This window comes from Pseudomonas sp. M30-35, from assembly GCF_002163625.1.
GTDB lineage: Bacteria > Pseudomonadota > Gammaproteobacteria > Pseudomonadales > Pseudomonadaceae > Aquipseudomonas.
In genome coordinates this window covers 4,508,659-4,535,263 of record NZ_CP020892.1, presented here as the reverse complement: position 1 = coordinate 4,535,263, position 26,605 = coordinate 4,508,659, and the positions used below count along the sequence as shown (strand labels likewise).

Here is a 26,605-nt window from a genome sequence, read left to right as displayed (position 1 = left end):
ACAAGAGGGATAACCATGAGCAGTGTTTTTGATATTCAGCGCGCCGCCGTTATTGGCGCCGGGACCATGGGCCGGGGGATTGTCATGAGTCTGGCGAATGCCGGCATCCAGGTACTTTGGCTCGACAATAACCCGCAAATGCTGGAGCAAGCGCTGGCAGTGGTCGCGAAGACCAACGAACATAACGTCAAATTAGAACGCATCAGCGCTGAACAGTCGGCTGCGCGTTTCTCCTGTATTACCCCGGTTGCGGATTACGCGGCGTTGGCTGATGCCGATCTGGTGATCGAGGCGGTGTACGAGAACCTTGAGCTCAAACAGCAAATCTTTCGCACGCTGGATAGCACGCTAAAGCCGGGTGCGATTCTGGCGAGCAATACCTCTGCGTTGGATATCGACGCAATTGCTGCTGTGACCCAGCGCCCGGAGCATGTGCTGGGGCTGCACTTCTTTAGCCCTGCGCACATCATGAAGCTGTTGGAAATTGTGCGCGGTGAGAAAACCAGCAAGGCGGTGCTGGACGCTGCCTTAGCGCTGGGTAAGCGCATTGGCAAGGTCAGTGTAGTGGCTGGAAACTGCGACGGTTTTATTGGCAACCGCATGCTTCACACATACGTGCGAGAGGCGCGAATGATGTTGCTTGAAGGCGCGTATCCGCATCAGGTAGACGCTGCGCTGCAAGGTTTTGGCTTCGCCATGGGGCCGTTTCGTATGTACGACGTGGTCGGTATCGACCTCGAATGGCGCGCCCGCGAGTTGGCGGGCAAGGGCCAGGATGAGCCTGCTGTCCAGGTTGATAATCGCCTGTGCGAGCTGGGCCGTTTCGGGCAGAAGGCGGGTATGGGCTATTACCGTTACGCCGAAGGCAGTCGTCAGGCTGAACATGATCCTGAGGTTGATGCGCTGGTGCTCAAGGTTTCCGAGACACTTGGCTTCACGCGCCGTGATATCGACCCAGAAGAAATCCTCGAGCGTTGCTTGCTGGCGCTGGTCAACGAAGGCGCGAAAATTCTTCAGGAAAATATCGCTGCCAACAGCCACGATATCGACTTGGTGTATCTCAACGGTTACGGGTTCCCCGCTGATAAAGACGGGCCAATGAGTTGGGCCGATACCCAAGGCGCGGCTGATATTCAGGCACGCCTGCAGTATTTGCAGGAAAACCGGGGCACGCATTGGCAGCCCGCTCAGTTAATTAATCAACTGGTAGCGAGCGACAAGCGCTTCGCTGATGTGCAGGAGGGCTCGCTATGAGCTATCAAGCGCCACTGCGTGATATGCGCTTTGTCATGCATGAGTTATTCGATATCAGCGCACATTGCCAAACGCTGGGTAACGGCCTCGATCGTGAGCTGATTGATGGTGTGCTTGAAGAAGCTGCACGCTATGCCAGCGAGGTGGTTGCACCGCTTAATCGCAACAGTGATGAACAGGGCGCCAGCCTGGTTGATGGCAAGGTGACTACGCCGGATGGCTTCAGCGAGGCTTATCAGCAATATGTGGATAACGGCTGGGCGAGCATGACCGGCCCGGCAGACTTTGGCGGGCAGGCACTGCCACAATTGCTGGCCTGTAACTTCCACGAGATGCTGATGGGCGCGAGCTTGTCGTTCCGGGTTTATTCGGGTCTGACCGAAGGCGCGGTGCTGGCGCTTAATGCGCACGGCAGTGATGAATTGAAGCAGGCCTATCTGCACAAGTTGGTCAGCGGCGAATGGACCGGCACCATGTGCCTGACCGAGCCTCAGGCGGGTACTGACCTGGCCTTGCTGCGGACCAAGGCCGAGCCACAGGCTGATGGCAGCTATCGGGTGAGCGGCAATAAGATTTTCATCAGCGGCGGCGAGCAGGACCTCAGCGAAAATATCGTCCACTTGGTCTTGGCTCGCTTGCCTGATGCACCCGCCGGGGTTAAAGGCATCAGCTTGTTGTTGGTACCCAAGTTCACTGCTAACGCCGACGGCAGTCTTGGTCAGCGTAACTCGCTGAGTTGTGGCGCGCTTGAGCACAAGATGGGAATCAAAGGCGCGGCGACCTGCGTGATGAATTTTGATGGCGCCACCGGTTGGTTGATCGGTGAAGCGAATCAAGGTTTGGCGGGGATGTTCACCATGATGAATGACGCGCGTTTTCAGGTCGGTTTGCAGGGTTTGGGTGTTGCCGAAGCGGCTTTTCAGGGGGCGCTGAGTTACGCCCGTGAACGTTTGCAGTCCCGCGCCTTGACCGGGCCAGCTGCGCCTGAAAAAGCGGCTGATCCGATCATTGTCCATCCTGATGTGCGGCGCATGTTGTTGACCCAGAAAACTTTAGTCGAAGGCTCGCGCATGTTGGCTGCCTACACGGCGCGCTTGCTCGATCTGGAGCATGCTCACCCGGATGCCGCCGAACGCAAAGCTGCGGGTAAGCGGGTGGCGCTGCTGATTCCTATCGTCAAGGCATTCTTCACCGATATGGGGCAAGAGGTCGCCAGTCACGCGGTGCAGGTGTATGGCGGACACGGCTATATTCGTGAGTGGGGCATTGAGCAGTTGATGCGCGACAGTCGTATCACTCAGCTTTATGAGGGCACCAACGGTATTCAGGCGTTGGACTACATCCGTCGTAAGCTGTTGGGTGACGGCGGCCAGCAGTTGGCCGAACTGTGCGATGAGTTCAGCCAGTTGTGTGCTGTGCAGGCGCAGCGCCCGGCACTGCAAGCCATGGCTGCAACCGTTCAGGCGCGGTTTGAGCAATGGCGTGAACTGACCGGCGAAGTGATTGGCGCATGCCAGCGCGACCCACAGGAGATTGGTGCGTGCTCAGTGGACTTCTTGCAGTATTCGGCCTATGTGTTGTTGGCTGGCTTTTGGTTGCAGGCAGCCGCACGCGCGCAAGACCGGCTCGATGCCGGTGATACGGATGCTGAGTTCTATCAGGCCAAATTGCACAGTGCGGATTTTTACCTGCAGCGCGTGTTGCCGCGCGCGAGCATGCACCGTGAAGCGTTATTGGGCGGTGCCGACTGTCTGATGGCCATGCCTGAGACCAGTTTTGCGTTTTAATGGCTAACGCTAGGCAGCGCCGCTCCACGGTGCTGCACGCCCAGTACAGATAATAAGAGGACATCGATCATGCGCCCATTCAGCTTTGCGACAACCGCACAGATTATCTGCGAGTCAGGTTCTTCCAATCGTCTAGCGGAGCTATGCCGCGAGCGTGGCGCCAAACGTGTATTGATCGTGACGGACCCTGGCATCACCAAGCTCGGCTTGTTGAGCTCGGTGCTACCGGGCTTTGCCACTGAGCAGGTTGCATTCGAGGTATTTGATCAGGTGGTTGCTGATCCGCCCGAAGCAATCGTTGCGGCCGCAGTCGGCCAAGCGCGTGAGTTGGAAGCCGAACTGATTGTTGGTTTTGGTGGCGGCAGCTCGATGGATGTCGCCAAATTGGTCGCCTTGCTTGCTCATCCGCATAGCACACAGCAACTGTCGGAGATCTACGGCGTCAGTAATGCGACTGGCCAGCGCTTGCCGCTGATTCAGGTACCAACCACCGCCGGCACCGGCTCAGAAGTCACCCCTGTAGCGATTGTTACCACCGGCGAAACCACCAAGATGGGTGCGGTGTCGCCGCTGCTACTTCCGGATTTGGCCCTTCTGGATGCGGAGTTGACCTTGGGCTTGCCTCCAGCGGTGACCGCCGCCACTGGCATTGATGCCATGGTGCACGCGATCGAGGCCTACACCAGCGTGCACAAGAAGAACCCGCTGTCAGATATGTTGGCGCGTGAAGCATTGCGGCTGTTGGCGGCTAACCTCGATGAAGTTGTGCATAACGGCAGCAACCGCGAAGCGCGCCAGGCAATGTTGCTGGGTGCATGTTTGGCAGGGCAGGCGTTCGCCAATTCTCCCGTTGCGGCGGTGCATGCGCTGGCGTATCCACTGGGCGGACACTTTCATATCCCTCACGGCTTGAGCAATGCATTGGTGCTCCCGCATGTGCTGGGCTTCAATGCCAGCGTTGCTGCGCCGCTTTATGCTGAATTGGCGCCGCTGGTGTTGGGTGAGAAGTTACGCGCGGGCGTGGCGATGGATCAAACCGAGCAGTTCATTATGGAACTGGCAGATTTCAGTGAACGCAGCGGTTTGCCAACCCGCTTGCGTGATGCAGGTGTTGCGCAAAACATGCTTGAGCAACTGGCGCGTGACGCGATGCTGCAACAACGTTTGCTGGTGAATAACCCGCGTGAGATGACTGAACAGCACGCATTGGCGATTTATCAGTCAGCGTATTGATTGACTCGCGTACATAGCTATTTCGGATAAGGACTTTGCATGAACCAAGCCCAACACCTGCGCACGGATTACCGGCACCTACAAGTGGTGACCACGCGCTGGCATGACAATGACATCTATGGCCACGTTAACAACGTCACTTATTACAGCTACTTCGACAGTGCAGTGAATAGCTACTTGATTGAGGTTGGCGGTTTGGATATCCACAACGGAGAAGTGGTTGGTTTCGTGGTCAGTTCAAGTTGCGACTACTTTGCCTCAATTGCATTCCCGGATCAGATAGAGCTAGGCCTGCGAGTTGGTAAACTGGGCAATAGCTCGGTGCAATATGAGCTGGCTGTGTTCAAGCAGGGCGAAGAGTTGGCCTGCGCGGCGGGACGTTTTGTGCATGTATTTGTCGACCGTCAAAGTAATCGCCCAGTGCCAATTCCTGAGCAGTTACGTCGTGCCTTGGCGGAGCTTCTGACCGAATAAGCAGTGCTTTGACAGTCACTAAAAAGCCCGCAACTATGCGGGCTTTTTGTATGCGGGGCTAAGTCCTGATTAGGGCTTAGTGATGTTTTTTGTGCTTCTTATGTTTGTTCTTACCGTGGCCCTTGTGACGGTCGTTGTCGCGGTCGTCATCCGCCAGGTTATTGCCTAGTGCGCCACCAGCGGCGCCGCCAAGGCCAGCGCCAATCGCTGAGCCGGTGCTGCCACCGATCTGATTACCAAGTACTGAACCGCCAGCAGCGCCTAAGCCGCCGCCCAGTGCTGATTCAGTTTTGTTGCCGTCGCGTGAAGTCATCGCACCGCCGGCGGCACCGCCGACGCCAGCACCTACTGCTGCGCCAGTGCTGCCACCAATTTGTTGGCCGATAACATTACCCAGTGCGCCGCCAACGCCGCTGCCGATGGCAACCTTGCCGTCATCGGCGAAAGCCATTGGGGCTGTCAGTGCGCTAAACGCTACTGCGGTGATTAATGTACGCATAGAACTAACCTCGAAATTCAGTCGCCCAAACACTGCAGGGCATTGGCTGTGTCTCATCCATTAGGCAGTCCACACAGCATTACTTGACAGTTTGATGGCAAAAGGCCGCAAAAGTTCCTGGCGGGCACTGCATCAAGACTGCGCTACACAGTTCTAGCGACGGCGCCAGCCGCGGTTCCAGTGCTTTTTGTGGCGGTGCTTATCGCGTTTCCAGCTGCGACGGTCGCGGTCACGGTGATGATGATCCCGGCGATAACCATCACGGTCATCGGAACGACTTTCGTTGCCGTAATAGTTGCCTAGCGCGCCACCTGCACCGCCACCAAGGGCTGCACCAATCAAACCACCATTGGTGCCACCGATACTGCGTCCGGCAACGTTGCCACCTGCACCGCCAAGGCCGCCGCCAATGGCTGCTTCTGTACGGTTGCGACGGTCTGCACCGGCTGCACCGCCAGCTGCACCGCCGACACCCGCGCCAATTGCAGCGCCCGTGCTGCCGCCCATTTGTTGGCCGACTGCTGCGCCCAATAAGCCTCCCAGCGCGCCACCGATTCCAGCTTCAGTGCCACCGGCAAAAACGCTGGCACTGCTCATGCTCAGGGTCAGGAAAATAATTGAGGAGTACTTCATAACTACAATCACTCAATGGATGTTGATGCCGTGATCCTCTTGTTGTGCAAGTAACTGCGCAAGCTAAATCCGACCAATAACCCGAATTTTGTATACATTGTAAATATATGTTTTTAATGAAGAACTTTGTTGTATTTGCGGGTGTCAGAGACTGATTGCTCAGGTTGGATAATGGCTATTTAACGGCTGTTTTTGAGGTTGAATTGCCATTATCGCGGGCTAGTTTACTAGCCTGGTCGCGTAGATAAAAAAGCCTGAATAATCGCTATTCAGGCTTTTTTGCGACAGCAGTTCCAGAGCAAAGCGTTAAGCGCTTTTGCTTTGAATTATTTGTTCATCGACCGCGCTTGCAAACAGCCGAATCGCGATGAATTTTGAGGTTGGAGTGAAGCTGCCGCTGCCGTAACTCTGTAACGGCACCAGTGGGTTGGCTTCTGGATAATAAGCCGCAGCCTGACCCGCAGGAATGTCAAAAGCGAGCAGGGTGAAGCCCTTAATCTTGCGTTCAAGCTTGTCATCCCAGAGCGAAATTGCATCGACTTTCTGCCCCGGCTTGAAGCCCAGGCGGATAATGTCTGCTTGGTTGGCAAATATCACGTCACGCTGGCCGGTGACGCCGCGATAGCGGTCATCCAAACCATAAATGGTGGTGTTGTACTGATCATGCGAGCGCAACGTCTGCATGATCAGATCAGCCTTTTGACCACTGCGTTTGGCTTGTTCTGGAATTAAATCATCAAGTAACGGGTTAGCCCTGAAGTTGGCTTTGCCTGAGCGGGTTTGCCACAGACGTTGCGCCGCTGAGTTACCGAGATAAAAGCCGCCTGGCTGTTCCAGCCGTTGGTTGAAGTCGGTGAACTCAGGGATGGTGTCGGCAATCAGCTGGCGAATTTCGCGGTAATCGGCAATCAAATCGTCCCAGTTGACCGGGGTGTTACCTAATGTGGCCTTGGCCATGCCTGCGATAATTGCGGGTTCTGAGCGCATCTGCGCTGATAGTGGAGTCAATTGTCCGTAAGACGCATGAATCATGCTGAATGAGTCTTCAACCGTAATGGCTTGCGGGCCGCTTGCTTGCAGGTCGATATCGGTGCGCCCCAAACACGGCAGAATCAGTGCATCGGTGCCGATGGTCAGGTGGCTACGGTTGAGCTTGGTGCTGATTTGCACGGTCAATTCGCAGTTTTTCAGGGCTCTGTGACTGACTGGCGTGTCGGGTGTTGCTTGGGCGAAGTTGCCGCCCAAGGCGACAAATACTCGGGTGTTGCCAGCCAGCATGGAATCAATTGCTGCAACCACGTTGTGGCCTTCTTCGCGCGGTGCGCGGAATTTGAAGCGTTGCTCCAGTGCGTCAAGCAGCTCAGTGGGTGGACGTTCGTCGATGCCCATGGTGCGATCGCCCTGAACGTTGCTGTGGCCGCGTACCGGGCACAACCCCGCGCCAACGCGACCTATATTGCCGCGCAGCAGTTGCAGGTTGGTGATTTCCTGAATGATTGCCACCGAATGGTGGTGCTGGGTGATGCCCATGGCCCAGCAGATAATCACGCGTTCAGCCTTACGGTAGAGCAGGGCCGCGTGTTCCAGTTCTTGCAGGGTCAAACCAGATTGCTCGGTCAATGACTGCCAAGTGGTGCCGTCGAGCAGATGTATGTAGTCGTCGATACCCTGGGTGTGTGCTTCGATGAAGGCATGATCGAAGACACGCGGCTGCTTGTTGTCCTGCGCTTCGCGTTCCCACTGCAGCAGGAATTTCGCGATGGCACGCATGGCCGCCATGTCGCCGCCCAGCGCTGGGCGAAAGAAGCTGGTATTAAGCGGCTCAGAGCCGTTGGTGAGCATCTCAATGGGGTTTTGCGGGTGCTGGAATCGCTCAAGCCCGCGCTCTTTCAATGGGTTGAAACAAACCACTTGGGCGCCGCGCTTCACCGCTTCACGCAGCGGTTCGAGCATGCGTGGGTGATTGGTTCCTGGGTTTTGACCCAACACAAAAATTGCATCGGCCATGTCGAAATCATCGAAGGTGACGGTGCCTTTACCAATACCAATGCTTTGGCCCAAGGCAACGCCGCTGGCCTCGTGGCACATGTTTGAGCAGTCGGGAAAGTTATTGGTGCCGAACGCACGGCCAAACAGCTGGTAGAGATATGCCGCCTCATTACTGGCACGGCCCGAGGTGTAGAAGTCCACCTGATTCGGGTTGTCGAGTGCATTGAGGTGCTTGGCGATCAACTTGAAGGCGTCGTCCCAGGCAATCGGCACATAGTGATCGGTTGCTGCGTCGTAACGCATTGGCTCGGTCAGACGGCCCTGATATTCCAGCCAGTAATCGCTTTGTTCACGGAGCTGGCTGAGGCTGTAGCGCGCAAAGAATGCTGCGTTGACTGCGCGGCTGGTGGCTTCCCAGTTCACGGCCTTGGCGCCGTTCTCGCAGAATTTCACCATGCCACTTTCCGCAGAATCACCCCATGCACAGCCGGGACAATCGAAGCCGCCATTTTGGTTGGTCTTGAGCAGGGCGCGCAGGTTCTTCAGCGGCTGCTTACTGTCCAACCAGAATCGCGTCACGCTACGTAACGCACCCCAGCCCGCAGCCGGGCCTTTGTAAGGTTGATAGCGTGGATTAACGACTTGCATGTTCATCGACTGGATGGCCTTGTTGGTGCTGGGCTGAAAACCCTTGGAGAACTGTGGTGAGGCAAATGGATCAGGTTGAGGTTATGGCGCCGTGCCCATTGCACGCTGAGAGCGGTAGGGGCGGACAAGCTGACGAGCGTGCGGATACCTGCGCGAACTGCCTTTTGGATGAGTTCCAGGCTGCAACGGCTGGTGATCACCGCGAAGCCATGTTGCGTATCAATTGCGTTGTTTTGTAAGGCGCCGATCAATTTGTCCAGCGCATTGTGGCGTCCGATATCTTCGCGGCAGAGCTGAATTTCGCCCTGTGCATCCACCAATAATGCGGCATGCAGTGCGCCGCTGGTGCGGCCCAGTTGCTGCTGCGCACCTATGCGTTGGCGCAGCTCAATAAGGTGCTCGGCGGGTGGTAACGGGCTGATTGGCAATGGTTTGAGTGCAGGCAATGCCTGATCCAATGCTTCTACGCCACAGAGGCCACAACCGCTGGTACCAGCTAATTGCCGGCGGTGTTCTTTAAGCGCCCAAAATGCCCGATTACTCAGGGTCACTTGTGCGTTGAGGGCATCCCCTTTGCGCTCAAGCTGGATGTCATAAATCTCATCGCTGGCGTCGATCAGTGCATTGCTCAGGCTGAAACCGGTAATAAAGTCTTCAACGAAGGACGGTGAAACCATCATCACAGCATGGTTGATGCCGTTGTAGCTGATAGCCAGCGCGCACTCATCAGCCAGCGTCACTGCATCGGTGACACTGTCTGCGGTCAGTTCGGCATAGCTGTAATCGGTGGGTGAAGTTGTGATTTCAGCAATGTCTTTGTTCGGCTTGGCAGGGGGCATACACGGTTCCCCAGAGAGGTTAGAGGCGCATTGGTTTGCAGTAAGCCTATTGCTTTAATCAAAGGGCGTCTAATCGCTATTTTTGATGCCTTGATCGATGCGCTCTATCGGCTGTTGCTAGAACTTATTTTTCATTTAATAACAATATTTTAGCTTGATCAAAGCAGGCTTGGGCCAGTGCCGAACGTTGGCCTAAGCCACGCATTATGAGCCCGAGTGGGGCTAATGTGTGGGCGTCCTCTATCGGCGTTAGTGTCAGATTTTCGGTGAAATCATTGAGGCCGCTGTTCAGTGGTATCACTGCGCAACAGGTACCGGCGCTGACTGCTTGCAGCAACTGGTGGACGGCGTCTGTTTCGAGTCTCGGCACTGGCGTGATGCCGCGTGAGCGCAAGTTATGGTCGATGGATTGGCGAAAGTGCATCCCGCTCGAAAGTAGCCCCAGTGGTAACTCTGCGAGGTCTTCCCAGTTCAGGGGCTGGTTGGGGAGTTGAAAATAGCGCTGGTCATACAACAATCCCATACGCGATTCGGCAAGTTCGAGGCTTTGGTAATGTTGGCGATCAAGGTGTTCGACATAAGACAAACCAAGGTCAATCTGGTTGCTGCTCAAACGCTCAAGTATCTGCTCGCTACTCAGTGAGAATAGCTCAAAGCGCAGCCCCGGATGGGCTTCGGCGAACTGCTTTACCAGGCGCATCGGGTCAAAGCCTGCAAGCGGTACCACACCTAAACGCAGGGTGCCGACTAACTGGCCACGGCAGGCCGCGGCTTCTGCATAGAGTCCGTCATGGGCGGCCATGACCGTACGCGCCCAAGCCAGAATACGCTTGCCGTCCTCGCTGAAACCCTCAAAGCGTTGACCACGTTGAACCAACTCAAGCCCCAGCTCTTGCTCCAGGTTGCGCAGGCGCATTGATAAGGTCGGCTGGGTAATGTGGCAGCGCGCAGCAGCCTGGCCAAAGTGACGAGTTTCATCCAGCGCGATAAGAAACTTCAGTTGTTTGATATCCATGCACAGGCCTCTGTTTGGAATTCGATTCTAGTGCGCTGCCGAGGGAGTTCAATCAATCATTTGGGTAATGCGCGTAGTCGGTGCTGGAAGCTGGGCAATCTTAATAATTCTTCAGATCAGTGGGTCATGCCCATGCTCATTTCAGGCTAGACTTCAGCTTCCGGGCATTATCAGCTCGGAATTTTTCCAAGGAATTAAGAGGAATAGCGATGAGTATTTTCAGTTTTGTCAAAGAAGCCGGGGTAAAGCTCTGGGAGTCAGTGGTTGGCCAGGAGGCGCAAGCTGCTGAGTCACTCCAAGCGCATGTGGCCAAGGTTGGTTTGGGTAATCCTGCGATTCAACTGAGCGTCGAAGGTGAAAAGGTGATTGCCAGCGGTGAAGTCGCCAGTCAGGAAGAGAAAGAAAAGATTCTTTTGGCATTGGGCAACGTTGAGGGCGTATCGGAAGTAGAAGACAACATCACTGTTGCTGCGCCGGCTCCTGAAGCACGTTTTGTAACGGTTAAGAAAGGCGACACGTTGAGCGCGATTGCCAAAGCCGAATACGGCAATGCCAACGCCTACAACAAGATTTTTGAGGCCAACAAGCCAATGCTCAGCCATCCAGACAAAATCTATCCGGGCCAGGTACTGCGCATTCCTCAGGAATAAGCACTCGAAGTTGCTGAGGCTTGGCTTTCCCAGCCAGCCTTGGCTTAGCTCAAAATAACGCGTGCGCTTGGCTGCTCAAGCATTCAAGCGCATGTGCTTTCTCGCCAGTTGGGCTCAGCAGCCCATCCATGCAATCTGACTTGAGCGGATTGGCTTACAAATTCTGCAATATCGCCCGGTAATCCTCAACGGCTGCAAACTCGGCTGTGTCACGCGGTCCTTGCCGACTGTCGGGTTCGCGTATGGCAAGCAGATGGGCAATACCAAACCGGGCGGCGCTGCGCAGGACCGATAAACTGTCGTCGATAAACAGGCTGCGCGCAGGATCAAATAACAGGTCCTGCTTGAGCGCAAACCAGAACTGCTGGTTCTCTTTGGCGAAGCCATAATCATGGGAACTGATCATGCGCTCGAAATAGCCTGCCAGTTCGATGCGCTCAAGCTTGAGTGACAGAGAATCACGGTGTGCGTTGGTGATCAACACCACCCTTTTACCGGCAGCGCGAATGGCTTCCAGGAACGTATCAGCATCTGGCCGCAGGGCAATCAGTTCAGCAACTTCACGTTTAAGATCGCGAATCGACAGCTTGAGCTCGCGGCTCCAAAAGTCGGTGCAATACCAGTTGAGTTGCCCGGCGTGTTCCTTGAACAATGGCATCAACTCGGCGTCAGCGTGTTCACGACTGATCTTGTGATGTTCAGCGTAACGCTGAGGCAGATGCTCCAACCAGAAGTGATTGTCGAAATGCAGGTCGAGCAGGGTACCGTCCATATCCAGCAGAACGGTGTCGATTTCGTGCCAAGGCAGTGCAGTCATATGCGGCTCATCGTCGGTCGGTGAGTTTTGTGGGCTAGGTAATCCACGCAAGCGTAGCTAGCGAGAGTCGTGATTACGCAATCTTCGGGGCTGATAATCCGACCAAGCGCGGTATGATAACTCGCAAGAACAGTTAAGGAGCTCTCTTCATGCGTCAGAAGCCCACCGTACTCGCCAGCGAAATCGTTGCCAGCAGTCGCTTGTTTCGTGTTGAGGAACTGCAACTGCGTTTCAGTAATGGCGTCGAGCGTACTTACGAACGGCTGGTTGGCAAAGGCGTGGGCTATGGCGCAGTGATGATTGTGGCCATGCTTGATAAGGAGCATGCGGTGTTGGTCGAGGAGTATTGCGGCGGCACCGATGACTATCAGGTGTCGCTGCCCAAAGGCTTGATTGAGCCTGGCGAGGATGTGCTTGATGCCGCCAACCGTGAGCTTAAAGAAGAAGCCGGCTATGGCGCGCACAAACTTGAACTGCTCACTGAGCTAAGCCTGTCGCCGGGCTACATGAGCCAGAAAATCCAGGTGGTGCTGGCCAGCGACTTGTATGAAGAGCGCCTGCCCGGCGATGAGCCTGAGCCCATGCGGGTGGATAAAGTCAGCCTGCGCGAGCTGTCGAGCCTGGTTCAGCACCCGCTGTTCAGCGAGGGGCGGGCACTGGCTGCGTTGTACTTGGCGCGGGATATTTTAACTCAGCGTGGGGAGTTTCCGCAGTGAGTGATACGTTGATTGCCGCGGTAGTGAAGCTGGTGCGTGAGGCTGGGAAAGCCACGTTGCCGTACTGGCGCGCAGGTGTCGAGGTCACTCAAAAGGCTGACGCTTCGCCAGTTACGGCAGCTGACCTGGCGGCTCATCACATTCTTAATGATGGTTTGCTAGCGCTCGATCCGAGCATCCCGGTGTTGTCTGAAGAAGCGGCGAATATTGCCCTCAGCGAGCGCTCGCAATGGACCCGCTGGTGGTTGGTTGATCCGCTCGATGGTACCAAGGAATTTATTGCTGGCAGCGAAGAGTTTACGGTTAACGTCGCCCTGATCGAAAAGGGTGAAGTGGTTTTCGGCGTGGTCGGCATGCCGGTTAATGACAGCTGCTTCTACGGTGGCTCGGGGCTTGGTGCCTGGCGTGAAGATGCTCAGGGTGAAGCGCACGCAATTCGCGTACGCGTGGCGCCAACCAGCACCTTTACCGTGGTTGCCAGCCGCCGTCACACCAGCCCGGAGCAAGAAAACCTGCTTGCCGGTTTAGCCGAGCACTTTGGTGATCTGGATTTGGTAAATGTCGGCAGTTCGCTGAAGTTTTGCCAGCTGGCGCAGGGCGTTGCCGATTGTTATCCGCGCTTAGCTCCAACCTCGCAATGGGATACCGCGGCCGCTCAGGGCGTACTTGAAGGTGCTGGAGGTGAGGTGCTGACCCTGCAAGGCGATGCGCTGACCTACGAGGCGCGGGAGTCGCTACTCAACCCGTTCTTTCTGGCCTTGCCAGCTTCTGCGCAGTGGCGCGGCCAACTGCTGAGCCTGGCTCGCGAACTTAGCTGAGCGCACAGCATATGAATGCCGCTCGTTGGATGGCTAAGGACAAGCTTGTCCATCAAGCAGAAAAGCGCCTAGCTTGAGTCGTAGTCCAGGTGTTCGCAGCGCTACAAAGGGTGGATGAAAAGCGTCATCCACCATTTGTCACCCATCAAGGCTGTCTAGTCGAGCATATCGCTATAGCGATCATCGGTTTGAAATACCAACGGCTGTTCAAATCCGGGAATGATGATTTGCTCGGTGCCGATCTCAATCTCGCTGTCGTCGATCAAGTCTTTGCCGAAGTTATAGATGATGTCTAACTGGCCAAGCAGGGCCTTGCGGTCGTACTCGGCGGCAGCGGCGCGGGTCTTCTCGCGACGTTGCAGGTAGGCATTGAAGGCCGCTTCGCCATAACGCTTGCGCATCATTCGTTCAGCAATATGCGGTGCCAGCACCACGCCGCTGGCGTTGTTGCCACCAAAACCTTTGGAGTTGATAAAGCACACATCCATTGCCTGTTGGCCGAGGTTGCGGTCTTGGGTCGCGATGCTCAGGTGCTGCTGATGCACATCGTCGGCGACTTCATCGATGGTCTTGATGCCCGGCAAGATTCCATATTTAAAGGTGCCCAGCGCCGAGATCATCTGGTCGCCGCTGGCGGTTGCCAGCGAGTGACCAACAAAGGCTTTAACCGCTGTGATCGGCCAGCTTTCGATGCCGAAGGCGCTGGCGATGCGGTTGAGCAAGTCAGACTCAGTGGTGCGGTTGGCTGGTGTGCTTGAGCCGTGAGCGTGGACGAAGCTGCGCTTTTGTACCGCTTCGCTGCCGAGCAATTGGTTGGCGCAGGCGACGGCTTTGGCCATGGTCAGGTAATTACCCGGACCTGGCGCCGAAATGGATTTCTTGTAACCGTCAGCATTGATAAACACGTCTGGCACGGCGCCATGAATATCCGCACCCAGCTCCATTGCCAACTCATCATCCATAAGCATGATGTATTGGCACGACTCCGCGAGGGTGAAGCCACAGTTCTTGCCAAAAGGACGGCTGGCGCGCTGGAAGTCGACTTCGTCAGAGCCTTGGATCTGACGTAAGCCTTCTTCGGTGGCCAGTGCGCCCATGGCGCCGTAGCCTTCGATACATTCCTGGGTGATCGGTGCTTCACTGTTGCCGATTAACGCGACCCGCGCTTTGCCCGACTGAATGTGTTCGATGCCTTTCTGCAAGTTGTAGAGGAAGGTTGCGCAGGCGCCAGTAATACTGCCGGTGGTGCCAACGCTGCCCAATACGTAGGCGTTGATAAAGTCGGTCGGCATGCTGTTGAAGCCCAGCGGCAGCTGTTTGGCGGTGACTCGGCCGCCCTTGAGCCGCGACTGCATCAGGCCGCCGTAGCCGTTTTCATCGAGCTGGCTCATGATGCTGCCAGAGAAAACCGCGACTTCATCTGGCGCGACATGCTTGCTGATTACTTGCCAGTCAATGCCGGTGGAGCGCAGCGCATCGGTTGCGCCGACTACTGTCATGGCTAAGCCGCGCGGGTGGAATCGCGCGTTGTAGAGTTCGCTTGGCTCAAAGCCATTAGGCAATTGACCGGCTGATTTCACCGGCAATGCGCGGTAGCTGTCGATTTTAAAATCACAGCTATCATAAAGCGTGACCCGAACTTCACTTGGGCTCAGGTCTTCAACCGCCCAGTCTGACGGTAGCGGCTCTGGCAACTGCTTGCGCAGGGTGATGAAACTCAATGGGTTACCGGCCGTGGCATCAATAGTGATGCTTTTTTGCCAATGTGCGGCATCGACATCGAGGTACTTTTTCTCGATGCGGCGCACCAATGTCGAGGCAAAGATGTAAGCCGAGAACTGCTCATCGATTTGCTCGAGACTCAGTGCTTCATCTTCCAGGGACTGGTAGTGGCCATCAACCACTTTGATCAGCTTCATCAGCACCGCCAGCCCAGCGATAGTCGCCTGGCGGCTAGCAAGGTCCATCGACTCGATCACGGTACGACGAAACCCGTGGTGAAACGAGCTGCGTCCTGCTGCGTTATAACCACCAAAACCAACAATAACGGGTAAACGAGACATGCGCAGGTAACTCCTTGAATAGGTAAACCAAGACCGACACAGTTGAAGAAATGAAGTCTGTCTTGAATGCGCGGAGAACGCGCAGTGGTGTTTAAATTTTAGGCTGCCTATGCTGACGCATTTGCTGACTTGTAAGTCACTGTTTTCGACCAATGTAGCGGTTCATCAGCACCTTACCCCTGTTAGGGTTAATACTCGAGTGATACGCATGCGATATTGACCGCTCTGTCGGTGTGGCTAGGCGTTGTGTAAACAGACGCTATTTCAGGTTTCGCTGGAGAACAATAATGAACAGCAGCAACCCTTATGAGTTCGGTATGCCGCGCGATGCGGCTAATTTTCAAGCATTAAGCCCGTTAAGTTTTCTTGAGCGCGCGGCATCAGTTTATCCACAGAAGCTTGCGCTGATAAATGGCGCTCTACGCCAAACCTGGGGTGAAACCTACACTCGCTGCGTACGTTTTGCTTCGGCCTTGGCACAACGCGGGATCGGTCTTGGTGACACGGTTGCAGTTATTGCGCCTAACGGCCAAGCCATGTTCGAAGCGCACTTCGGTGTGCCCATGTGCGGCGCAGTGCTGAACGCTATCAATACCCGGCTTGATGCTGAAACCATAGCGTTCATCCTCCAGCATGGCGAGGCAAAAGTACTGCTGGTCGACAAGGAGTTCAGCGAAACAGTGCAGCGTGCGCTGGGGCAAATGGCGGAGCGGCCACTGGTTATTGGCATTGATGATGTCGAGTATCCTGAGGGCTCCTTGCTCGGCGAGTTTGATTATGAAGCGCTGCTCGCTGAGGGTGATGCGGGTTATGCCTGGAGCCTGCCCGCGGATGAATGGCAGGCCATTGCCCTCAACTACACCTCGGGCACCACGGGTAATCCCAAGGGTGTGGTTTATCACCACCGTGGTGCGCACCTCAATTCGCTATCGAACGCCATGTGCTGGGACATGACACGCTTTCCGGTGTACCTGTGGACGCTGCCGATGTTCCATTGCAATGGTTGGTGTTTTCCTTGGGCGTTGGCGGCCTATATCGGCACCAGTGTCTGTTTGCGTCACGTTCGCGCCGATGCGATTTACCCGGCGCTGGCCGAGCATGGGGTTGATCATTTTTGTGGCGCGCCGATTGTGTTGAACATGCTCGCCAATGCCGCGCCTGAGCTAAAAGCGCTGAAAACCCAGCCAGTAAAAGTGCTGACAGCAGGTGCCGCGCCACCTGCTGCGGTGATTGAGGCGATGGAAGCGCTCGAATTCAAAGTAACTCACGTCTACGGACTGACCGAAACCTACGGACCCAGCGTTGCCTGCGAGTGGAAATCCGAATGGGATGAGCAGACACCTGAACAACAAGCCAAGCTGAAATCGCGCCAAGGCGTGCGTGCGCCACTGCTTGATGCATTGATGGTGGCTGACCCCGAAACCCTGCAGCCGGTGCCAAAAGATGGTGAAACCATCGGCGAGATATTTATGCGCGGTAACGTGGTGATGAAGGGCTACCTAAAAAACCCTACAGCAACTGCTGATGCGTTTGCTGGCGGCTGGTTCCACTCGGGAGACCTGGCCGTGTGGCATAGCGATGGTTATGTCGAGATTAAGGATCGCTCAAAAGACATCATCATCTCCGGTGGTGAAAACATCTCTTCGATTGAATTGGAAGGCATTCTGTACCGCCATCCCCATGTGCTGGAGGCTGCAGTGGTGGCAATGGAAAGTGAGAAATGGGGCGAGACGCCTTGTGCATTTATCACCCTGAAACCGGGTACAGAATCAACCGAGGAGTCGATGCTACGGTTTTGCCAGACCCATATGGCACGCTTCAAAGTGCCGGGAAAAGTGGTGTTCTGTGAGTTGCCAAAAACCTCCACCGGCAAGGTGCAGAAGTTTGTTCTGCGCGAACAAGCCCGCAACTTGCCGAAGTAGTTCAATGCTCGCTTGAGGTTATTGATGGGATAAAAAAAGCCCGGCGCAAGGCCGGGCTGAAGTGTTGCAATCGATACTTTAGACCTAGTTCATGCCCAGCCAGTTTGGCAGTGCCATTGAAACGGCTGGGATGTAGGTAATTACCATCAGGAAGCCCAGTAGCAGCATCAGCCAAGGCCATGCGGCGCGGATCACCTGAGTCAGCGGCATACCGGTCACCGCCGAAGTCACGAACAGGTTCAGACCCACCGGCGGGGTTATCAATCCGATCTCCATGTTGACCACCATGATGATACCCAGGTGGATCGGGTCGATGCCCAGTTGCACAGCAATCGGGAACAGGATTGGTGCCAGAATCAGGATGATGGCCGACGGCTCCATGAACGCACCGGCGACCAGCAGCACGATGTTGACCACCAGCAAGAACTGCCAAGGCTGCAAGCCAGCTTCAATCACCCAGGCGGTGATGGTCTGCGGGATTTGCTCGGTCGTCAGTACGTGAGCAAACAGCATGGCGTTGGCGATGATGAACATCAGCATGATGGTCAGCTTGCCCGAGTCGAGCAGCACTTTCGGGCAGTCGCGGAAAGTCAGGTCTTTATAGACAAACAGCGCGACAAAACCGGCGTACACCGCGGCCACCGCAGCGGCTTCGGTTGGGGTGAACATGCCCGAGTAGATACCGCCGAGAATAACCACCATCAGCAGCAGGCCCCAAATCGCTTTACGTGCGGCGGTGAGGAACTCGCGGAAGGTTGCACGTGGCTGTGCAGGCAGGTTCATTTTGCGCGCGACGATGTAGATCGCCAGCATCAACGCAAAGCCCAGCAGCAGGCCCGGAACAACCCCAGCCATAAACAGTTTGCCGACCGATTGTTCAGTCGCCGCTGCGTAGACAACCATGACGATTGAAGGCGGAATCAAGATCCCCAGCGTACCGGCGTTACACACGATACCGGCGCCGAACGCTTGCGGATAACCCGAGCGCACCATGCCCGCGATGGCAATCGAACCCACGGCGGCAACGGTGGCTGGCGATGAGCCCGACAGCGCGGCAAACAGCATGCAAGCCATTACCGCCGAGATCGCCAGACCGCCACGGATGTGACCGACGCAGGCGTTGGCGAAGTCGATCAGACGCTTGGCCACGCCACCGGTGGTCATAAACGCACCGGAGAGCAGGAAGAACGGAATCGCCAGCAGCGTGTAATGCTCGGACGTTTCAAACAACTTGATCGCCAGCGAACGGACCGAGTCCGGGCTGAACAACATGATCGTCACCGAACCTGCAAGGCCCAGCGATACCGCAATCGGCACGCCGATAAACATCAGCACAAAGAGTGCGACGAAGAGGAACAGAATGGTCATTGGTTATGCTCCCCGTGCTCTTTCAGTTTCAATGCATCTGCTGCTTCATCAGCCAAGCCCAGGCCGGTTTGCTTGTTGCTCAGAATGCGCACGAAAATTTCCAGAAAACGGATAAACACCATGGCATAGCCAAATGGCACGATGGCGGTGATGTGCCATTGCTGGATGCCGTAGTGGCCAAGGTCTTCAGCACCGATGCCCGCAGTGAACAGGGTTTTGACCCAGTCAAAGCTGCCAGCCGCGATCATTCCGGCGTAAGTCAGGCAGGCAACGCAAGCGATCAGGCCAATGATTCGCTGAATTGGACGTGGGGCCAGCTTGACCAGCGCATCCACACCGATATGCCCTGCAGTGCGGACACCGTAGGCCAGACCGAAAAATATTAACCAGGCAAACAGCGCCTTGGTCAGGGCAATACTCCAGGTCATGGACTGCGCCATGTCGAGGATGTGGTCACCGATCCAAAACAAGGTTTCGCTACCGCCTTCCCACTTGTCAGCCCAGCTGTAGAAGAAGGTGTAGAGGTTGTTAAGGATTACGTAGGTAAAGGTTACTAGCGTCATCGACCCTAATAGAAAGGCTATGAAGCCTTCTTCGAAGTGGTCCCAAACGCGCCGCAAGGCGTTCATCAATAAGATCTCCAAAGGTGAGGGGCGAAGACCGTGGCAACCCGCGGTCTTGCGTAAAGACCCAGTAGCGCATGCGTTCTTACATGTGCACTACTGGGTTTCAAGCCGCTGTCGCGGCTAAATCACCTTACTGGTTGGATGCTTCAGCGGCCTTGATCAAGTCAGCGCCGATGTCGCCTTCAAACTTCTTCCAAACAGGCTTCATGGCATCGCGCCACTCTGCACGCTGCTCTGGAGTCAGGGTGATGATTTCGCTAGTTTTAGCGTCGATGATGCGCTGCTTGTCACCTTCGTTGAGGATCTCAGCTTGCTTGTTCACTTCAGCTGTTACTTCAACCAGGATCTTATCCAGCTCGGTGCGTACATCTGCAGGCAGGCCGTTCCAGAACTTGGTGTTGGTGATCAGCATGTAGTCCAGTACACCGTGGTTGGATTCGGTGATGTACTTCTGAACTTCGTTGAACTTCTGGCTGTAGATGTTCGAGTACGGGTTTTCCGCACCGTTTACAACGCCAGTTTGCAGGCCTTGGTAAACCTCGGCAAAGCTCATCTTACGTGGGTTGGCACGTACTGCTTTGAATTGCTCTTCAAGCACTGCAGATGCCTGTACGCGGAACTTCAAGCCGCGAGCGTCTTTTGGCTCGTACAGAGCCTTGTTCGCCGACAGCTGCTTCATGCCGTTGTGCCAGTAACCCAGGCCTGTGATGTTTTTTGATTCCATCGAAGTCAGCAGTTCCTGGCCTTGTGGGCTTTGCTGGAACTTGTCGACTGCGTGAATATCGTTAAACAGGAATGGAAGGTCGAAAATCTGCAGTTTTTTGGTGTATTGCTCGAACTTGGCCAGCGATGGAGCGATCAGCTGCACGTCACCGAGCAACAGCGCTTCCATTTCCTTGCCGTCGCCGAACAGCGACGAGTTCGGGTAAACCTCTACCTTTACTTTGCCTGGCAGACGCTCTTCAGCCAGTTTCTTGAACAGGTTGGCGCCTTGGCCTTTAGGCGTGTTGTCGGCTACGACGTGGGAGAATTTGATCACGATCGGGTCGGCCGCTTGGGCCATACCAGCGATGCTCAGCGACAGGGCACATGCGAGCGCCTTGGCAGTCATTTTGAACATGCGAATACTTCCTCTTGTTGTGTTTATAGCGTTGAGCGCCGTAGCGCGAAAAACGGGCGAACAACAACAAGTCTAGGCTGCTTGTCAGAAAATGACGGGCGCATGGCAGAGTTTGCCTGGCTTGTATTTGTTGTATCGCCTACGAAGGTTAGAGCAACGCTCATGCCAGTGTTGTGTTTATGCGAGAAACAGTTAGCAGATTAGCCGGTTAATTTGAAAGTTCACCGTAAACAGTGGCTTTCATGGCGTTTTTGATTGGCGCGGGTAATTTGTTGCTGTGCGAGATATGCACAGCAACAAATGATTGTGTATTAGAGGTGGCGGTTTTCCGCCAGTTAGTCCGCGTGATCTGGCGAGCTTTCGCCAGTGTCAGCAAAGCTCAGGCCATGCTTGCGTAACTTGTCGTGCAGGGTCTTGCGCGGTACGCCCAAGGCTTCGGCCAGGCTGCGCATCGAACTGTGCGTGCGATTGAGTTCGGCGGCGATGATTGAGCGTTCAAACCGCTCGACCTGGTCGCTGAGCGAGTCATTTTGTGAGTCCAGTGCTGGCGACTCGTCAAACACCTGTTCAAGGCCAAGACCCAGACCCAAGGCAAAGCGCTCGGCGGCGTTTTGCAGTTCGCGCACGTTGCCCGGCCAGCTGTGACGCAACAACTGCGCCGACTGTGTTGGTTGCAGCGGACGACTGGGCAGCGAGTGGCGTGCGCTGGCGTTGTCGGCAAAATACTGGAACAGCATCAGGGTATCGTCGCCTCGTTCGCGCAGCGGCGGAATACTCAGTGGCGCGACGTTGAGGCGGTAATAGAGGTCGGCGCGAAAACGCCCTTGATCGGCCGCTTGACGCAGGTCTTCCTTGGTCGCGGCAATGATGCGGATATCCAGTGGGATCAACTGGTTGCCACCCAAACGTTCAACCACTCGCTCTTGCAGCAAGCGTAGGAGTTTGACCTGTACATCCAAACTCATGCTTTCGATTTCATCAAGAAACAGCGTGCCGCCATTGGCAAACTCAAACTTGCCGATCCGGCGCTTCTGCGCGCCAGTGAAAGCGCCGAGCTCGTGGCCAAACAGCTCGCTTTCCACCACTGACTCGGCCAGCGCGCCAGCGTTGATTGCCACAAATGGCCCGTCGCGGCGGTTAGACAAATCATGCAGGGCGCGCGCGACCACTTCTTTACCTGCGCCGGTTTCACCCAGAATCAACACGTCAGTACTGATGCTGGCGAGTGCGCCGATCTGCTCGCGCAGCCGTTGCATGGCTGTTGATTGGCCGACTAAACGCGCCGTTAGCTGGTGTTGGTCAGTCAGGGCCAAGCGCAGGCTACGGTTATCCAGCACCAAACGGCGCAGGGCCAACGCACGCCGCACGCTGTCGAGCAGGTCTTCGCTGGCGAATGGCTTTTCGAGGAAGTCATAAGCGCCTGCGCGCATGGCTTGTACGGCGAGCGGCACGTCACCGTGACCGGTAATCAGCAGAATTGGCAGCTCTGGGTCCTGCTCTTGCAATTGCTTGAGCAGTTGCAGCCCGTCGATGCCCGGCATGCGGATGTCACTGACCACAACGCCCGGCCAGTCGCGAGCGATATGCGTGGCGATGTCCTGAGCATTGGCCAGACTGGTGACCTGTAAACCCGCGAGCTCAAGCGTCTGGCTTAAGGCTTGGCGCAGGAGGGGGTCATCATCAATCAGCAAAACCTGAGTACGGGCGTCGAGGGTGGTCATGGAGCTAAACCTCAGGGTTGGGCAATAACAGTCCGTGTTAATTGGCAGATAAAATTTTTATGGGCTTTTAGCTTTCGTTATCGAATCGGTACTGACTACTCATGCTGCTGTCGCTACGCAGCAAATGCAGGGTCAGCACGGCGCCGCCGTCTTTATGATTGGCGAAGCGTAACTCACCACCCAAGGCGCGCATCAAGGTTTCGCAAATAGCTAAACCGAGGCCCAAACCCTGAGCGCTGGTTTTAGTGGTGAAAAATGGTTCCAGCGCACGCTGCATGGCTTCAGGGCTGAAACCGGGGCCATTATCGCGCAGGTGCAGGTCCAGCGTTGTTTCGGTCATTTCTGCGCTGATCCAGATGCGGCGTGGCTGTGGGCGTTCGCTCAATGCATCCAAGGCGTTAGCCAATAGATTGCCGAGCAGTTGGCGCAAGCGGGTCTCGCCAGCCTGGACCCACAATGTTGCATCGGGCAGGTCGCGAATCAACTCTACATCCATGGCGCGACGACGCTTGGCCAGTAAAGCCAGGGCGTCATCGATAGCGGGTTGCAGGGCGACCCTTTCAGGCGCATGCCGGTCACGTCGGGCAAAGGCGCGCAAGTGCAAGATGATCGAGGCCATGCGTTCAGTTAACTGGCTGATCAGCTTGAGGTTGCTGCGGGCCTCATCGTTGCGTTGATGATCAAGCAATACGCCTGCATTTTCTGCGTAACTGCGGATGGCTGCGAGTGGTTGATTTAGCTCGTGGCTGATGCTCGCGGACATGGTGCCCAGCGCCGACAATTTACTTGCCTGAACCAGTTCATCCTGTGCTCGGACCAACTCCTGTTGGGCGTTTTCACGCTCAAGCACTTCCAGGCGCAGACGGCTGTTGAGTTGCTCAAGATCTTGTGTGCGCTCAAGTACGCGTTGCTCCAGTTGCTGACGAGCATAAGCGTCGAGCGCGATACGCTCCAGATAGTGGCGACGCCGTTGCATCAGCAAACCGAGCAGTAATATCAGCATTAATAATGCGGCACCGCCGACGGCGACTGCACTCCGCACAGGGCGGTCGAGTAGGGCGCGTGGCGCCAGAATACTCACTGTCCAGCCGATGTTGTCGAGCTCGCGCGATTGCTGCATCCACGCATCGGGCTGAAGCTTCAACGGTGGCGGTGATTGGATTTGATAGGGCTGCGTGTCGGTAATCGCTGCGCGTTCGGCGTTGTCCAGTGCTCGGGTTGCGTGGAAGCGCCAGCCTGGATGCGAGGTCAGAATCACTACGCCGTAATTGTCGGTCACCAGCAAGCGTTCTGGGCGGTCACCCCACAGTGTTTCGGTGTGGTCGAGATCGACCTTCACCACCAGTACGCCAATCACCCCAGTTGTATCGCGTACTGCTGCAGCAAAGAAGTAACCGCGCTTGCCCGATGTTGTGCCTAAACCAAAAAAGCGCCCGGGGCGACCCTGCAATGCTTCACGAAAATACGGTCGGTAAGAGAAATTACGATCGACAAATGAGTCGTCTTGCTGCCAGTTGGAGGCCGCCAGGGTTTGTCCGTTGGGTGCCATCAAGTAAATAACATCGGCGCCAGTTTGCTCTTTCAAGTCATTGAGTAAGCGGTTTGCGTTATCGCGCTTAACCCCCGAGCCGGGTTGACCTAATAGTTGGCGCAGGGTTGGCAATTGACCCAGAATCGGCGGCAAAACCTCATAGCGATTGAGGGTGCCAAGCAGGTTGGCGACATAGAGGTCGAGAATCTGTTGCCTCTGCTCAGCCAACTGTTCGCGGTAATAACGCTCGATAACAATTTGTAGCGGCCACAGCAACGGCGCGAGCACAAGCCCGAGCAGGAGCAAGCTGCGCCAGCGTAGACGACGGGGGACAGTTGGGTGGGTTGCGCGACTCATGCTGCGCATTATGCACAGAGCGAAATAAAAGCGCTTGCTCGAGCGTCGTGTTGGTCACTCAGGCTGGCGTTGGTACCCGCCTGAGTGACTCAACGCTGGTTGTGTTTAAGCGATGTTTTCGAAGTCGCTGGCAGCATGGCGTTCGCGCAGTTGCTCGTGCGGCTCACCCCAGGTGCGGTTGACCATGCGCCCGCGTTTTACCGCAGGACGGCTGGCAATTTCTTTCGCCCAGCGCTGCACATTCTCGTAGCTTTGCACTTGCAGGAACTCACCTGCATCGTAAATACCTCCCAGAGCTAGTAAGCCGTACCACGGCCAAATGGCGATATCGGCAATGCTGTATTGATCGCCAGCGATGTAACGGTTGTTGGCGAGTTGGCGGTCAAGTACGTCGAGTTGACGTTTAACTTCCATGGCAAAGCGGTCGATTGGGTACTCGAATTTGCTTGGCGCATAGGCATAGAAATGACCAAAGCCGCCGCCCAGATATGGCGCGCTGCCCATCTGCCAAAACAACCAGTTAAGCGCTTCGGTGCGGGCTTTCGGTTCTGTTGGCAGCAACGCACCAAACTTTTCGGCCAGATGCAGCAAAATCGAGCCGGACTCAAATAGCCGGGTTGAGGTTGCGTCACTGTTATCAATCAACGCAGGAATCTTCGAGTTCGGGTTAACGGCGACAAAGCCGCTGGAGAACTGATCGCCTTCGGAAATATCGATCAGCCAGGCGTCGTATTCCGCACCCGAATGCCCAAGCGCCAACAGCTCCTCAAGCATCACCGTGACTTTTACGCCGTTGGGTGTTGCAAGCGAGTAGAGCTGGAGCGGGTGTTTACCCACGGGCAATACTTTGTCGTGAGTTGGGCCGGCAATCGGTCGGTTGATGCTCGCAAACTTGCCACCACTTTCTTTCTCCCAGGTCCAGACGGCAGGTGGGGTGTACGCAGCGTTATCGTCCATTTCGGGTTCCTCTATTGAGCAATAAGTGGGTTGAGGTACGTCATATGCTTAAGCAATGATCTGCTCCGCGAGCTCGCTTAATTCGCTGGCGATATAGTCCGGCTCAGGCACGCCAGCTGTCGGCAGCATCGCGTTGTATGGGCGCAGCAGTAGTGCGCCTTTACAGCCTGCAGCCTGGGCGCCAATCGTGTCCCATAGATGGCAGGCGACCATGATTAATTCGCTGCGCTCTACGGCCATCTGATCAGCCACCAGTTGGTAGGTTTCAGGGGCGGGTTTGAATTTTTTTACTGATTCAACGCTGAATGAGTGTTCAAAGAACTCGCTCAGGCCCGCGAGTTCAAGCGCTGTAGGCGATGCGCTGCTGGCTGAGTTGGTCAGCGTCACGAGGCGAAAGCCGGCATCGCGGAAGCGCTTGAGTGCTGGCACCACGTCGGCGTGGGCGGGCATCGTGCTCATGCGTTGCTTGAGTTCGTCGATATCGGCGTCGATGATAGTTTTGCCATGAATCGAGGCAAGCATCTTCAGTGAACCAGCGGCCAGCTCGCCGAAAGGGCGGTAAAGGCCGCTGAGGGTCATGGTTTGTGAGTACAGAATCAGCTGTGCAAACCATTCACGCAGTACCGCAGCGTCAGCAAAGACCCGCTTAAACAGCGGGTTTAGCGTGGTGATATCAAGCAGAGTTTCGTTCACATCAAACACGATAATCGGTGTTGTTCTGTGCTCTGGCATTGGACATCCTTTTGCAAAATGATTTTTGAAGGATCGTTCAAATATGGGCTTACGTTAATTGAGAGTTTTCAGTCAATCAAGCTATAATTGAGTGATCGCTCAAAATCAATCCATTGTCATTCCCAAGGACCGCTATGCCTCGCGCAGCCTGCTTTGATCGTCAAGTCGCTCTGGAACGCGCTGTCGAGCTATTTTGGTCGAGGGGCTATTACGCGTCTTCGATGAAGCATATCGAGCAGGCACTGGATATGCGTCCCGGCAGTCTCTATGCGACCTTCGGCAGTAAAAGCGGTTTGTTTATGGAAGCGCTGGATGCCTATGTGGCGCGCACGGGTGAAAACTTTCGTTTGTTGCTGGAGGGATCACCGACCGTTGTCGATGGATTGAAAGGCTACTTGCGTTCATTTGTGCGGCCATGCGCAGCTAAAACTCAAATGCCAGCGCAAGCCTGCATGTTGGTTAAGACCTTGCTTGAAATCAATCCAGAGGATGCTGAGCTACTGGCTAAGGCTGACGCTGTATTGGCGCTGGTTGAGCAAAGAATTTGCAAGGCATTAGAGCAGGCCAAAGCTGCAGCTGAGTTACACCCTGACGTCGATTGCTCAAGGCTGGCGCGTTTGCTTCAAGCACAAATGATTGGCTTGCGGGTGTTTGCCGAGCGCGATGTACCTGACGCTCAAGTCGAGGCGCTTGCCGATGATATAGCCAATCTAATTGACGCTTATCGGCTGGTTTGAGCCCTGCCCCCTTCGGTTACTTGTACCTTTACGCCTGCTCGTTTAGCCAAGACGGGCGAATGTGAGGGGCCCGGAGCAATTAAATCGATACTTTTAAAG

The 26,605-nt window shown here is 55.5% G+C and carries 23 protein-coding genes; 9 read left to right on the top strand and 14 right to left on the bottom strand.

The annotated features are described in order from the left end of the window. Nucleotides 1–15 precede the first annotated feature (15 nt). From B9K09_RS20760 to B9K09_RS20745, 4 genes are all read left to right on the top strand, one after another. Nucleotides 16–1,254 (top strand): 3-hydroxyacyl-CoA dehydrogenase, encoded by a 1,239-nt coding sequence (locus tag B9K09_RS20760; RefSeq protein WP_087518584.1) that lies wholly within the window; start codon nucleotides 16–18, stop codon nucleotides 1,252–1,254. Further along, nucleotides 1,251–3,041 (top strand): acyl-CoA dehydrogenase C-terminal domain-containing protein, encoded by a 1,791-nt coding sequence (locus B9K09_RS20755; RefSeq protein ID WP_087518583.1) that lies wholly within the window; start codon nucleotides 1,251–1,253, stop codon nucleotides 3,039–3,041. Before B9K09_RS20760 ends, B9K09_RS20755 begins: the two co-directional genes overlap by 4 nt. A 69-nt stretch (nucleotides 3,042–3,110) precedes the next feature. Then, complete coding sequence (locus B9K09_RS20750; RefSeq protein WP_087518582.1) at nucleotides 3,111–4,274, top strand: iron-containing alcohol dehydrogenase; 1,164 nt, start codon at nucleotides 3,111–3,113, stop codon at nucleotides 4,272–4,274. Between the two features lie 39 nt (nucleotides 4,275–4,313). Continuing rightward, complete coding sequence (locus B9K09_RS20745) at nucleotides 4,314–4,748, top strand: thioesterase family protein (RefSeq protein ID WP_087518581.1); 435 nt, start codon at nucleotides 4,314–4,316, stop codon at nucleotides 4,746–4,748. A 76-nt stretch (nucleotides 4,749–4,824) separates the two neighbouring features. On the opposite strand, the gene B9K09_RS20740 is transcribed toward B9K09_RS20745, so the two are convergent. The 5 genes from B9K09_RS20740 to B9K09_RS20720 form a co-directional block, all read right to left on the bottom strand. Then, nucleotides 4,825–5,247 carry a glycine zipper domain-containing protein gene (locus tag B9K09_RS20740; RefSeq protein ID WP_087518580.1) on the bottom strand — a complete coding sequence of 141 codons (423 nt, stop codon included), beginning with the start codon at nucleotides 5,245–5,247 and terminating at the stop codon, nucleotides 4,825–4,827. Nucleotides 5,248–5,400: 153 nt separating this feature from the next. Beyond that, nucleotides 5,401–5,880, bottom strand: a complete 480-nt coding sequence (locus B9K09_RS20735; protein ID WP_087518579.1) for a hypothetical protein — start codon at nucleotides 5,878–5,880, stop codon at nucleotides 5,401–5,403. Nucleotides 5,881–6,186: 306 nt separating this feature from the next. After that, a complete protein-coding gene (locus tag B9K09_RS20730; RefSeq protein WP_087518578.1) occupies nucleotides 6,187–8,523 on the bottom strand; it encodes an FdhF/YdeP family oxidoreductase in 2,337 nt (778 codons plus the stop codon). Further along, a complete protein-coding gene (gene fdhD, locus B9K09_RS20725; protein WP_087518577.1) occupies nucleotides 8,520–9,356 on the bottom strand; it encodes a formate dehydrogenase accessory sulfurtransferase FdhD in 837 nt (278 codons plus the stop codon). Before fdhD ends, B9K09_RS20730 begins: the two co-directional genes overlap by 4 nt. Nucleotides 9,357–9,480: 124 nt before the next feature. Further along, on the bottom strand, nucleotides 9,481–10,371 hold the full coding sequence (locus tag B9K09_RS20720; RefSeq protein ID WP_087518576.1) for a LysR family transcriptional regulator: 891 nt from the start codon (nucleotides 10,369–10,371) through the stop codon (nucleotides 9,481–9,483). 209 nt (nucleotides 10,372–10,580) lie between these two features. Here B9K09_RS20720 and lysM point away from each other — a divergent pair, with 209 nt between their 5' ends. Next, nucleotides 10,581–11,021: a peptidoglycan-binding protein LysM gene (gene lysM, locus B9K09_RS20715; protein ID WP_087518575.1), complete on the top strand. Its 441-nt coding sequence runs from the start codon at nucleotides 10,581–10,583 to the stop codon at nucleotides 11,019–11,021. A 154-nt stretch (nucleotides 11,022–11,175) separates the two neighbouring features. Here the strand turns inward: lysM and yrfG are convergent, their stop codons facing one another. Beyond that, complete coding sequence (yrfG, locus tag B9K09_RS20710) at nucleotides 11,176–11,838, bottom strand: GMP/IMP nucleotidase (protein ID WP_087518574.1); 663 nt, start codon at nucleotides 11,836–11,838, stop codon at nucleotides 11,176–11,178. A 149-nt stretch (nucleotides 11,839–11,987) separates the two neighbouring features. On the opposite strand from yrfG, the gene nudE reads away from it, so the two are divergent. After that, a complete protein-coding gene (gene nudE, locus B9K09_RS20705; RefSeq protein ID WP_087518573.1) occupies nucleotides 11,988–12,554 on the top strand; it encodes an ADP compounds hydrolase NudE in 567 nt (188 codons plus the stop codon). Then, nucleotides 12,551–13,372, top strand: a complete 822-nt coding sequence (gene cysQ, locus B9K09_RS20700) for a 3'(2'),5'-bisphosphate nucleotidase CysQ (protein ID WP_087518572.1) — start codon at nucleotides 12,551–12,553, stop codon at nucleotides 13,370–13,372. Before nudE ends, cysQ begins: the two co-directional genes overlap by 4 nt. A 155-nt stretch (nucleotides 13,373–13,527) precedes the next feature. On the opposite strand, the gene B9K09_RS20695 is transcribed toward cysQ, so the two are convergent. Beyond that, complete coding sequence (locus B9K09_RS20695) at nucleotides 13,528–15,435, bottom strand: beta-ketoacyl synthase (RefSeq protein WP_087518571.1); 1,908 nt, start codon at nucleotides 15,433–15,435, stop codon at nucleotides 13,528–13,530. 287 nt (nucleotides 15,436–15,722) lie between these two features. On the opposite strand from B9K09_RS20695, the gene B9K09_RS20690 reads away from it, so the two are divergent. Then, nucleotides 15,723–17,357: an acyl-CoA synthetase gene (locus B9K09_RS20690; protein WP_087518570.1), complete on the top strand. Its 1,635-nt coding sequence runs from the start codon at nucleotides 15,723–15,725 to the stop codon at nucleotides 17,355–17,357. Nucleotides 17,358–17,441: 84 nt separating this feature from the next. Here the strand turns inward: B9K09_RS20690 and dctM are convergent, their stop codons facing one another. From dctM to B9K09_RS20655, 7 genes are all read right to left on the bottom strand, one after another. Beyond that, nucleotides 17,442–18,725, bottom strand: coding sequence for a C4-dicarboxylate TRAP transporter large permease protein DctM (gene dctM, locus B9K09_RS20685; protein WP_087518569.1), 1,284 nt, complete (start codon nucleotides 18,723–18,725; stop codon nucleotides 17,442–17,444). Beyond that, nucleotides 18,722–19,354, bottom strand: a complete 633-nt coding sequence (locus B9K09_RS20680) for a TRAP transporter small permease (RefSeq protein ID WP_087518568.1) — start codon at nucleotides 19,352–19,354, stop codon at nucleotides 18,722–18,724. The genes dctM and B9K09_RS20680 overlap by 4 nt, the downstream gene beginning before the upstream one ends. 127 nt (nucleotides 19,355–19,481) lie before the next feature. Then, entirely contained in the window at nucleotides 19,482–20,471 is a 990-nt protein-coding gene (gene dctP, locus B9K09_RS20675) for a C4-dicarboxylate TRAP substrate-binding protein DctP (RefSeq protein WP_087518567.1), read from the bottom strand. Nucleotides 20,472–20,806: 335 nt separating this feature from the next. Beyond that, nucleotides 20,807–22,192: a sigma-54 dependent transcriptional regulator gene (locus tag B9K09_RS20670; RefSeq protein WP_087518566.1), complete on the bottom strand. Its 1,386-nt coding sequence runs from the start codon at nucleotides 22,190–22,192 to the stop codon at nucleotides 20,807–20,809. A gap of 67 nt (nucleotides 22,193–22,259) precedes the next feature. Further along, nucleotides 22,260–24,080 carry an ATP-binding protein gene (locus tag B9K09_RS20665; protein ID WP_087518565.1) on the bottom strand — a complete coding sequence of 607 codons (1,821 nt, stop codon included), beginning with the start codon at nucleotides 24,078–24,080 and terminating at the stop codon, nucleotides 22,260–22,262. Between the two features lie 105 nt (nucleotides 24,081–24,185). After that, nucleotides 24,186–25,037 carry a glutathione-dependent disulfide-bond oxidoreductase gene (gene yghU, locus B9K09_RS20660; RefSeq protein WP_087518564.1) on the bottom strand — a complete coding sequence of 284 codons (852 nt, stop codon included), beginning with the start codon at nucleotides 25,035–25,037 and terminating at the stop codon, nucleotides 24,186–24,188. 48 nt (nucleotides 25,038–25,085) lie between these two features. Further along, the gene (locus tag B9K09_RS20655) at nucleotides 25,086–25,769 is read right to left on the bottom strand and encodes a haloacid dehalogenase type II (protein ID WP_087518563.1); all 684 of its coding nucleotides are present in this window, start codon (nucleotides 25,767–25,769) and stop codon (nucleotides 25,086–25,088) included. A 134-nt stretch (nucleotides 25,770–25,903) separates the two neighbouring features. On the opposite strand from B9K09_RS20655, the gene B9K09_RS20650 reads away from it, so the two are divergent. Further along, complete coding sequence (locus B9K09_RS20650) at nucleotides 25,904–26,506, top strand: TetR/AcrR family transcriptional regulator (RefSeq protein ID WP_087518562.1); 603 nt, start codon at nucleotides 25,904–25,906, stop codon at nucleotides 26,504–26,506. Nucleotides 26,507–26,605 lie beyond the last annotated feature (99 nt).

What these genes read in the sequence shown, in the direction of transcription:
- B9K09_RS20745 (WP_087518581.1), top strand. Translation starts at nt 4,314, where the DNA reads ATGAACCAAGCCCAACACCTGCGCACGGATTACCGGCACCTACAAGTG.
- nudE (WP_087518573.1), top strand. Translation starts at nt 11,988, where the DNA reads ATGCGTCAGAAGCCCACCGTACTCGCCAGCGAAATCGTTGCCAGCAGT.
- yrfG (WP_087518574.1), bottom strand. Translation starts at nt 11,838, where the DNA reads ATGACTGCACTGCCTTGGCACGAAATCGACACCGTTCTGCTGGATATG.
- fdhD (WP_087518577.1), bottom strand. Translation starts at nt 9,356, where the DNA reads ATGCCCCCTGCCAAGCCGAACAAAGACATTGCTGAAATCACAACTTCA.
- B9K09_RS20670 (WP_087518566.1), bottom strand. Translation starts at nt 22,192, where the DNA reads ATGACCACCCTCGACGCCCGTACTCAGGTTTTGCTGATTGATGATGAC.
- B9K09_RS20650 (WP_087518562.1), top strand. Translation starts at nt 25,904, where the DNA reads ATGCCTCGCGCAGCCTGCTTTGATCGTCAAGTCGCTCTGGAACGCGCT.
- B9K09_RS20695 (WP_087518571.1), bottom strand. Translation starts at nt 15,435, where the DNA reads ATGTCTCGTTTACCCGTTATTGTTGGTTTTGGTGGTTATAACGCAGCA.
- B9K09_RS20755 (WP_087518583.1), top strand. Translation starts at nt 1,251, where the DNA reads ATGAGCTATCAAGCGCCACTGCGTGATATGCGCTTTGTCATGCATGAG.
- B9K09_RS20760 (WP_087518584.1), top strand. Translation starts at nt 16, where the DNA reads ATGAGCAGTGTTTTTGATATTCAGCGCGCCGCCGTTATTGGCGCCGGG.
- B9K09_RS20680 (WP_087518568.1), bottom strand. Translation starts at nt 19,354, where the DNA reads ATGAACGCCTTGCGGCGCGTTTGGGACCACTTCGAAGAAGGCTTCATA.
- B9K09_RS20690 (WP_087518570.1), top strand. Translation starts at nt 15,723, where the DNA reads ATGAACAGCAGCAACCCTTATGAGTTCGGTATGCCGCGCGATGCGGCT.
- B9K09_RS20735 (WP_087518579.1), bottom strand. Translation starts at nt 5,880, where the DNA reads ATGAAGTACTCCTCAATTATTTTCCTGACCCTGAGCATGAGCAGTGCC.
- yghU (WP_087518564.1), bottom strand. Translation starts at nt 25,037, where the DNA reads ATGGACGATAACGCTGCGTACACCCCACCTGCCGTCTGGACCTGGGAG.
- B9K09_RS20740 (WP_087518580.1), bottom strand. Translation starts at nt 5,247, where the DNA reads ATGCGTACATTAATCACCGCAGTAGCGTTTAGCGCACTGACAGCCCCA.
- B9K09_RS20665 (WP_087518565.1), bottom strand. Translation starts at nt 24,080, where the DNA reads ATGAGTCGCGCAACCCACCCAACTGTCCCCCGTCGTCTACGCTGGCGC.
- B9K09_RS20750 (WP_087518582.1), top strand. Translation starts at nt 3,111, where the DNA reads ATGCGCCCATTCAGCTTTGCGACAACCGCACAGATTATCTGCGAGTCA.
- B9K09_RS20655 (WP_087518563.1), bottom strand. Translation starts at nt 25,769, where the DNA reads ATGCCAGAGCACAGAACAACACCGATTATCGTGTTTGATGTGAACGAA.
- lysM (WP_087518575.1), top strand. Translation starts at nt 10,581, where the DNA reads ATGAGTATTTTCAGTTTTGTCAAAGAAGCCGGGGTAAAGCTCTGGGAG.
- dctP (WP_087518567.1), bottom strand. Translation starts at nt 20,471, where the DNA reads ATGTTCAAAATGACTGCCAAGGCGCTCGCATGTGCCCTGTCGCTGAGC.
- B9K09_RS20730 (WP_087518578.1), bottom strand. Translation starts at nt 8,523, where the DNA reads ATGAACATGCAAGTCGTTAATCCACGCTATCAACCTTACAAAGGCCCG.
- B9K09_RS20720 (WP_087518576.1), bottom strand. Translation starts at nt 10,371, where the DNA reads ATGGATATCAAACAACTGAAGTTTCTTATCGCGCTGGATGAAACTCGT.
- dctM (WP_087518569.1), bottom strand. Translation starts at nt 18,725, where the DNA reads ATGACCATTCTGTTCCTCTTCGTCGCACTCTTTGTGCTGATGTTTATC.